This window comes from Endozoicomonas sp. SESOKO3 (assembly GCF_024606255.1).
Genome location: NZ_JAHHPR010000590.1, coordinates 1 through 7,200 on the forward strand (window position 1 = coordinate 1; position 7,200 = coordinate 7,200).

The window sequence follows — 7,200 nt, forward strand, 5'->3', positions numbered from 1 at the left end:
AACAGTGGCACGGACCCGGACCTGACGGATATGAATTACAGTACTCCTGCTGATCTGGCGGTTATCGACATCGACAGGGATGGACTGACGGATTACTTTTTTGCGGTGGACATTGGCGGTCAGGTCTGGCGATTCGATGTCAACCAGAGCAACACCGGGGCCAGTGACTTTGCCACGGGAGGCCGAATTGCCAACTTCTCTGGCAGTACCCAGGCCGATGCCCGGCGGTTTTATGAAAAGCCAGACGTTTCCCTGTCCAGATCGCTTGACCATCTGAATATTGTGGTAGGCAGCGGCTTCAGGGCGAAACCTCTGGATACTCAGGTGGATGACCGGCTTTATGTCCTCAGAGATCCCAATATTTACAACGCGCCTGTCAGTTATGACTACCACAATGGTTCAGTCATTGATGAGTCAGCGCTCTACGATGCCACGGCCAACCTCGTACAGCAGGGAAATGGGGGGCAGCGAGCGGCGGCTCTCAATGCGCTGGACAGTCAGAAAGGATGGTATATCCGCTTTGAGGTGTCTGGAGAAAAACTATTGGGCAGGCCCACCGTGTTCAATAATGTTTTGACCTTTACTACCTATGCGCCTGGTGGCGGTGGTTCCAGCTTCCTCTATGTATTGAACATCGATAATGCCGGCGCAGTGCTTGATCTTGATGGTAACAGTCAGGTGGTTAAGGGCGACCGCAAGAGACAGCTTCGTTACAGTATCCTGACTCCAGCCCCTGTCATTCTTAACCGTGGCAGTCAAGGCGCAGATATCTGTGTGGGTGGGGAGTGTTTTCAGGATATTCTCAGGGAAGCGGGTTCGATACCTTTCCACAAAACGTTCTGGAGGGAAAATCAGTGAGAAAGGTAAAGGGATTTACACTGCTTGAAATCTTTATTGTGGTGACCATCATCAGTCTGCTTATCGGAATTATGGTTCCGTCGTACAACGAATACGTGTTGCAGTCACGACGCAGCGAAGGCATATCATCCCTGTTGACGATGATGCAGCAGCAGGAACGATATTTTACCGAACAACTGACGTATACCAGTGATCTCTCAAAATTGGGCTACACACTGGCCGGCCCCAATAATGTGTTTTCTGAGAATGGTCATTATTTGATCACTGCGACAGCCTGTGCTTCTATGACGATCTCCCAATGTGTATTGCTCACCGCAACTCCTCTCGGAGTTCAGGCAACGGACGGTACTCTGACCATTAACAGTCGTGGTACCCGAACGCCTGTTAGTGCCTGGCAATAGCTTATTCTCACCAGCATCCTGTGGACGCTGCTGCCGTGCTGTTCAAGCTGGCTCTGGCCCCCAGGTGATTCAAGGTGATGATTCGACAGTCAGTATCCTCAAACTGACCACTGCTACTATTCGCAGTGGCTGTCAGCGTATACGTGGTGTTTGTGGCCGTTACAGCGATGGTGTAATGCCCGTCCGGAGAGGTAGCGCCACCAAGGTTGTTGATATCAGTGGTATAAGCATTATCGTAGGTGTAAAACTTTTCTTGTTCTGCCGCTGCCGTCATCAGGGCGACATGGGCATCCGTCCTGCGACTTTCAAAAACATATTGTTGATAGGATGGGATGGCAACAGCGACAATGATGCCGATGATAGCAACGACGATCATCAGCTCGATCAGAGTGAAGCCACTGTCTTCCATAGACATTGACCGGTTGTCCATAACTCAGCTCCTTAACATAATGTCTACTTGGGAATATTAAATATCTGTCGCCAGGATTGTCGCCCGTCATCCGTCAGCGTGTACTCCAGATCGGTGCTGGAAATATTACCGGCCCCTCCCTGAATAATAATGCTGGTTTTGCCATCACTGCCCTGGTGAATTACCGGAGCCGGAGCCAGACCTGCACCCAGGCTGATTTTCCTTTCGGAGATCGTGTTATCAGTAAAACCATTCGGAGTCAGCACTTTCTGAAGACTGGCGGGTATGGCCGTGCCTGTCTGGTAGTGCAGCGCATTCAGGTAGCTGGTGCCATCCACCAGACACTGATCGGCAGGGGGCTGGTATTCGCTAAACAGCAGCAAGGCAAAAGCATTGGCCGGGGAGCTAATACTTTTACCGGCAGGATCTTTGCCGTCATAGATCAGTCGATTTTTCCAACCGGCTTCGGTGGTCAGGGCGTTGCGAAGGGATTCAAAATTACTCACTGTCTTGCCCGCAGATACCGTAAAGCCGGAGGCCAGATCGCCATCGGCCTCCACCTTAATATCCGTGGTATCAATCAGGTTGCTGAAGGGCACTGTGCCATAAGAGAACACGCCACTGAGTCTGGGTTCTTTTACGCCAAAAAAGAATTCCTGCCGGGTATTAAGGCTGTCTTGCCGGGTCAACTCACGGCCAGTACCAACAAAGACCCAGCGTTCATTATCGCTGTTGGTCACCGCCGTCGGGCGGGCAGTCACAGGGCGCTGCGGGCGAGTTAATGTGCCCAGTGTCCAGTTAGCAGCCAGTGGATCTTCCAGATTGATCCTGAGCAGCTCGCCACTGAGATTGCCTGCGGTTTCCACACTGCCAAAGTAGATGGCATCGTCATAGTAATCCTGATCCCAGTCCACGGTGGTCATATGGCCGGCATAAGCCTGGGCGATACCGCTGTCCATGGGGTCAAAGGTGCTGAGAAAGCTTTTGCTCTTAAGGTCATAGACGAACACTTTCATGTTCTGGTCACTGGTGGCATCGTCCAGTGCCTGTCGTATACCACTGAGCCCCGTGCCGGTCGGACCAGAGCCAAAGGCCAGGTACCAGTTATTTTCGGTGGGAAAGTTATAGTCACCGGAAGCATCGGGTTTTCGCCTTTGTATCACCACGGGGCGGCCCGTGGTAAAGCCCAACTCCGGGTGAGTAATTTCTGCCATCAGTTTGGGAGGCTTTGTCGGGTCGGTGATATCCAGCATGACGTAGGCAGAGCGCATGGTTCGGGCAGCACTGTTCACTGTGACGTCAATGGGGCCGCCGCCCAGTCGCATACCCATGAGCAGGACTGTTCCCCAACCCTTGGGGTGTTCGGCATCCGCAGGGAAAATATTGGCGTCAAAAATCAGGGGCTCGCCATCCATGTAGTAGACATGGGGGTAATCCTGTTCTGTCAGCCAGCGAAGATGGGGTAAAAGGTTCATGGGAGCGTAGGCCCAGAGTTCTCCACCCAGAGGGTGCTGATAGGTATCAGAGGAATGGCTTAGGTCAAATTGCTGATTAGTGTTGTTCCAGAAGCCGGCATTGAAGGCATGAATCATCCCGTCATTGGCACCCACATACACCACCTGACGACGGTTTTCGTACTGTTTTTGAAACTCGATAAAAGTTGAGTCATTGCTGTTGAAGGGTTTGCTGTCAGAGTAATACCGTTCCGGTTTGGAGACGACGACGGGGTTGGAATGAATGATGTCGCCCAGGCGCCAGACTTCCATATCGCCATCATTATCGATGTCTACAGAGCGGGAGCGGTAACCCGGCTGATCTTCGCCGCGAATGTACTTCACCAGTTTGTCCGACTCCGACGCATTCACACCCAGATAGCCACTGTTGTTGCCTGTGAAGGTGGCAGAGACGAACGGTTGTTCCTCACCGCTATCAACATTGCCATTATTATTGGCATCCAGCCAGGTGAGAATGTGACGGCCAGTATTGGTCAGCGCCGTATAGTTTCTTTGACTGGTAACGTTGCTGACTTCCATCAAGCGTTTACGGGCATCCCAGACGGGTTTCAGATCGGTCAAATCCACTCTGCCGCCATCTGCTGTCAGTGTCACGCCGTTGTCGGAAGAGGTATATCGCTGAATGACAGTGGAATTACTGATGGGGTCGAAAGACAGGGTCACTATCCGGTCGGTTGCATAGTCATCGAGGGTGCGGTTCCCATTGGTGTCCTCACGGAAGTGACCTTTGGCATCAACAAACAAACTGTGAACCAGCCCAACCCAACTGATATCAATGTTATTGACGGTCACTTCGGGAAGAAACAGCCCCTGGATGGCTGAGCTCACACCGCTGGCACTGTTAGCCACCAGGGCAGCACTGGCACCGGAAGAGATGCGGCTGGCGATATCCTCAAGTATCTTTCCCAGCTGTTGACCCAGTCGGGCAGGGTTGCTGACGACAAAGTAATTATCAGGAATACCATCCGGATCCAGAGAGCCTGTCAGGTTGTTGCGGTTGTCCCACTCCTTGTCATCGGCGTCAGGAATGTTGTCACCGTTGGCGTCATGATTAGGCGTGCCATCGTTATCAAGGTCGTTAAAGCCACCGTACTTTGCTGCCATAAATAAAGGTTTTGGCAAACGATTGGAAACAGTCGCGTTTGGCGTGAAATTTTTGGTGACATCGGTAGGGGTTAACTCTGTGCCAGTGTTACTGAGGCATGAGGGCCCGTTGCCGCCTGTGGCTATGCGGTCTGACTCTCTGCAGGTTCGCATCAATAATGCCGACTCACTGTCACCATCATCGTAGCTCTGGTTTAACTTAGGGGTGTTGTTAATGTAATCGGAGTTGTATTCGGCATCCAGAACCATACCGCTATAATTCTGGACCCCCGATATGGAGTAGCCATACCTGAAACTGTTGGAGCCATTGAATGACGGGTCAAACAGACGCACGCTCAGATTATTGGTGGATGTGGTGATGGTATAAGAGGCTTCGGAGTCGGTATCACCATCTCCGCCAAAGGTTTCATCGGCCCAGCCTAAGCGCAAGGTAATGCTGTCAAGCAGGCCTGAACTGTCCAGGGTAAAGCTCTCTACCGTCTGGTCCAGATGACGGCAGGGGCGATAGAGTGTTTCGTCAAAACCATCTGCATAGTCAATGGTCTGGCAGATTGGGGTCAGTGACACAGTTTTGCGGTTGCCGAGGCCGTCAGGAACACCAAAGGTCAGTGTCGGAACTGTCTGAGCCAGTTCAACAGTATAAGTGGTAACCGTCTGGTTGCCCGCCAGGTTTGATCTCAGGTCGTGGGTTCGCGCGTAGTGTGCCAGACCGGCCATATAATAGCTGCCTTCATAGTGCGGAACTTCAGGACAAATACCCCGGGCATCAGACAGGCCATTCAGGTTTTTGGGTTCGCACTGTCGGATGCCACTGCTGCCGTTACTGCCGATGATGAAGGAGCCGGGAAACGAAAGACCAGGTTCAAGGTTACCGACATCATTGGTTAACCGGTCTAGTTGTGGGATCCCGGACGAGAGTATATCGCTAATATTGCTGTAGTCATCGCTATCGTAGGAGTTCTGTCCTGTCGATAACACAATAATGGCGCAGTTGGCACAGCGGCTATCAACCGTAAATGGATCCTGCCAACCGGGTTTTGGTAATCCCAGGTCCGAACTCACACTGTAATCGGTAGAAGGTCCGGATTCCCCTGCAAAGTAGCGGAGCGCTTCCAGGTAGATTTCTGACATGGGATTGCCCCAGTCTTTACAATTCACCGGGCTGCCAGAGCTGCAATTATATTTCTGGTCGGTGTAACTGTATTCCGAAATTCTGAAACGGTTGACGGTAGCCACCATGCCAGAATTGTTTATAAACTGCCCTGTGCTCTGATTGACTTCATCGCTGGCGAAAGAAATATTCTTGCGTATGACTCCGCCCTGAGTATTGCCGTCATAGCTGCCGGTAATGAGTCCAAACTTTACCTGGTCCTGATAGGTTTGAATCAGTCCCACCGGTTTTTTTGAGCTGCCATAGGTCTGGCAGCCACTATCGGTTGAGCCACTGTGACAGACATCGACCCTGACGTTGTAATCGGCATCCGATGAGCCCTGACAGCGAACCCGGTTTAAACCCGCCCAGTTTGGGTCATTGCTGCTTCTGACTCTCAACAGGGGAGCACCGTTCTGACTCTGGTTCAGATTACAGAGAGTAATGCTGGAAGTGTAAGGCGTGAAGTCATTGACATCCCCTCCCGTATAGATCTTGCTGAATGCATGGAAGTCGTAGGGGATTTCTGCCCTTTCCAGGGTAGTCAAGCCAGTGGTATCGGTCACTCTCATTCCGCCGTAGAGCACCTTACGGATCAGGTCGATCCGGGACATTGTCACCCAGTTTAAAAAGTTACCACTCCAGGGTGCGCCTGACGTGGTGCAGCTATGGCCATTGGCTCCTGTTGCTCTTACAGAAGGTTGAAAACGACTGCTGCTGTAGGTGTAGCACCAGTCTGATTCAAAATATCCATAGTAATCAATGGTGTCTTTGTAGGTGGTATCTATTAAGCCATCACCGTCTACATCCGTGTAGTCGCTGTAGGCTTTTTTGAAAAGTTCGTGATCAAAGGAGAGCGCAAAGAGCACCAGAGGGGGGGAGCTGGTGGTTCCCTGACTGGGAGTTGCAGCATAGTCCGAGGAGGCTGCAATGGCCTGTTGCGAGCTCAATGCTTGTAGCAAGCATGTCAGTAAACAGATTGTTAGCCAAAGCCTGTGTGAGAACTGTTTTCTGGCTGAAAAAAATGCAGACAGGCTGATCCCTTTTGACACGAACACTGTGAAAATCCTTTTATGCGAAGTTAACTCACCGTTTGTAGGTAGACTGTAACATGACCTGACTATTGAGGTTATCGACTGAAGCGAGCACGGTTACACGATAAAGCTTTGACCAGTCAGAAGGGTTGGCAGGATTGGGGCTGACCCCAAACAGGGTTCTTGGAACATAGCAGAGAAATTCTAAAATATAGCGGGCAGAGCTTCCTGAAGGCATGGTGGTGGCGGCAATGGTTTTGCCGGGGTCTTTCCAGAGCGCGGCGCTCTCCCAGGGACGGGCATGTCCGGCCCGACAGCTGATAATACTGTTGCGGTCAGAGCCACTGAAGCAGAGGCCGTTACTGCAATCACCGGCGAATGTGTTGATGTCATTACAACTGTTTTGATTTTTGATACAGCGTTCGGCCTCCAGCAGAACGGTTTCCGCAGCGACGAAAGCGGCCTGATGAGTCCGGTAGCTGGCTGACATTCTCTGCTCAAGGCTTGAGAATTGCACTGCTGTCAGGGTTGCCATCACCATCAGGGTAAGAAAGATCATGGTGTAGAGCAGAGCGCTCCCGTTTTCATCATGATGTCTTCTGATGCGGCTCATGATTCCCCTCTGTTTCTTAAGGCCATGGTCATGACGTATTCCTTTCGCAAAAAACGATCCGACTGAGCAACCTGTACACCATCAAAAAGATAGGTTCTTGGGGGCGCCGGTGAAGGT

Annotated in this window: 5 protein-coding genes; 2 read left to right on the top strand and 3 right to left on the bottom strand. The window is 51.6% G+C overall.

Annotation, left to right across the window (positions count from 1 at the left end):
- Both KDK18_RS10125 and KDK18_RS10130 read left to right on the top strand, forming a co-directional pair.
- Positions 1–858 (top strand): hypothetical protein (locus KDK18_RS10125; protein ID WP_257254780.1); only part of this gene is annotated, 858 nt, incomplete at its 5' end.
- Positions 855–1,259, top strand: coding sequence for a type IV pilin protein (locus KDK18_RS10130; RefSeq protein ID WP_257254781.1), 405 nt, complete (start codon positions 855–857; stop codon positions 1,257–1,259). The genes KDK18_RS10125 and KDK18_RS10130, both read left to right, overlap by 4 nt.
- Before the next feature lie 7 nt (positions 1,260–1,266).
- On the opposite strand, the gene KDK18_RS10135 is transcribed toward KDK18_RS10130, so the two are convergent.
- The 3 genes from KDK18_RS10135 to KDK18_RS10150 form a co-directional block, all read right to left on the bottom strand.
- Positions 1,267–1,689, bottom strand: a complete 423-nt coding sequence (locus KDK18_RS10135) for a type IV pilin protein (RefSeq protein WP_306670917.1) — start codon at positions 1,687–1,689, stop codon at positions 1,267–1,269.
- 23 nt (positions 1,690–1,712) lie between these two features.
- Entirely contained in the window at positions 1,713–6,386 is a 4,674-nt protein-coding gene (locus KDK18_RS10145) for a pilus assembly protein (protein WP_257254782.1), read from the bottom strand.
- Positions 6,387–6,522: 136 nt separating this feature from the next.
- On the bottom strand, positions 6,523–7,083 hold the full coding sequence (locus KDK18_RS10150) for a PilX N-terminal domain-containing pilus assembly protein (RefSeq protein WP_257254783.1): 561 nt from the start codon (positions 7,081–7,083) through the stop codon (positions 6,523–6,525).
- Positions 7,084–7,200 lie beyond the last annotated feature (117 nt).

Bases quoted from the DNA above. Each gene is read 5' to 3' on its own strand.
- KDK18_RS10135 (WP_306670917.1), bottom strand. From the start codon at position 1,689: ATGGACAACCGGTCAATGTCTATGGAAGACAGTGGCTTCACTCTGATC.
- KDK18_RS10150 (WP_257254783.1), bottom strand. From the start codon at position 7,083: ATGAGCCGCATCAGAAGACATCATGATGAAAACGGGAGCGCTCTGCTC.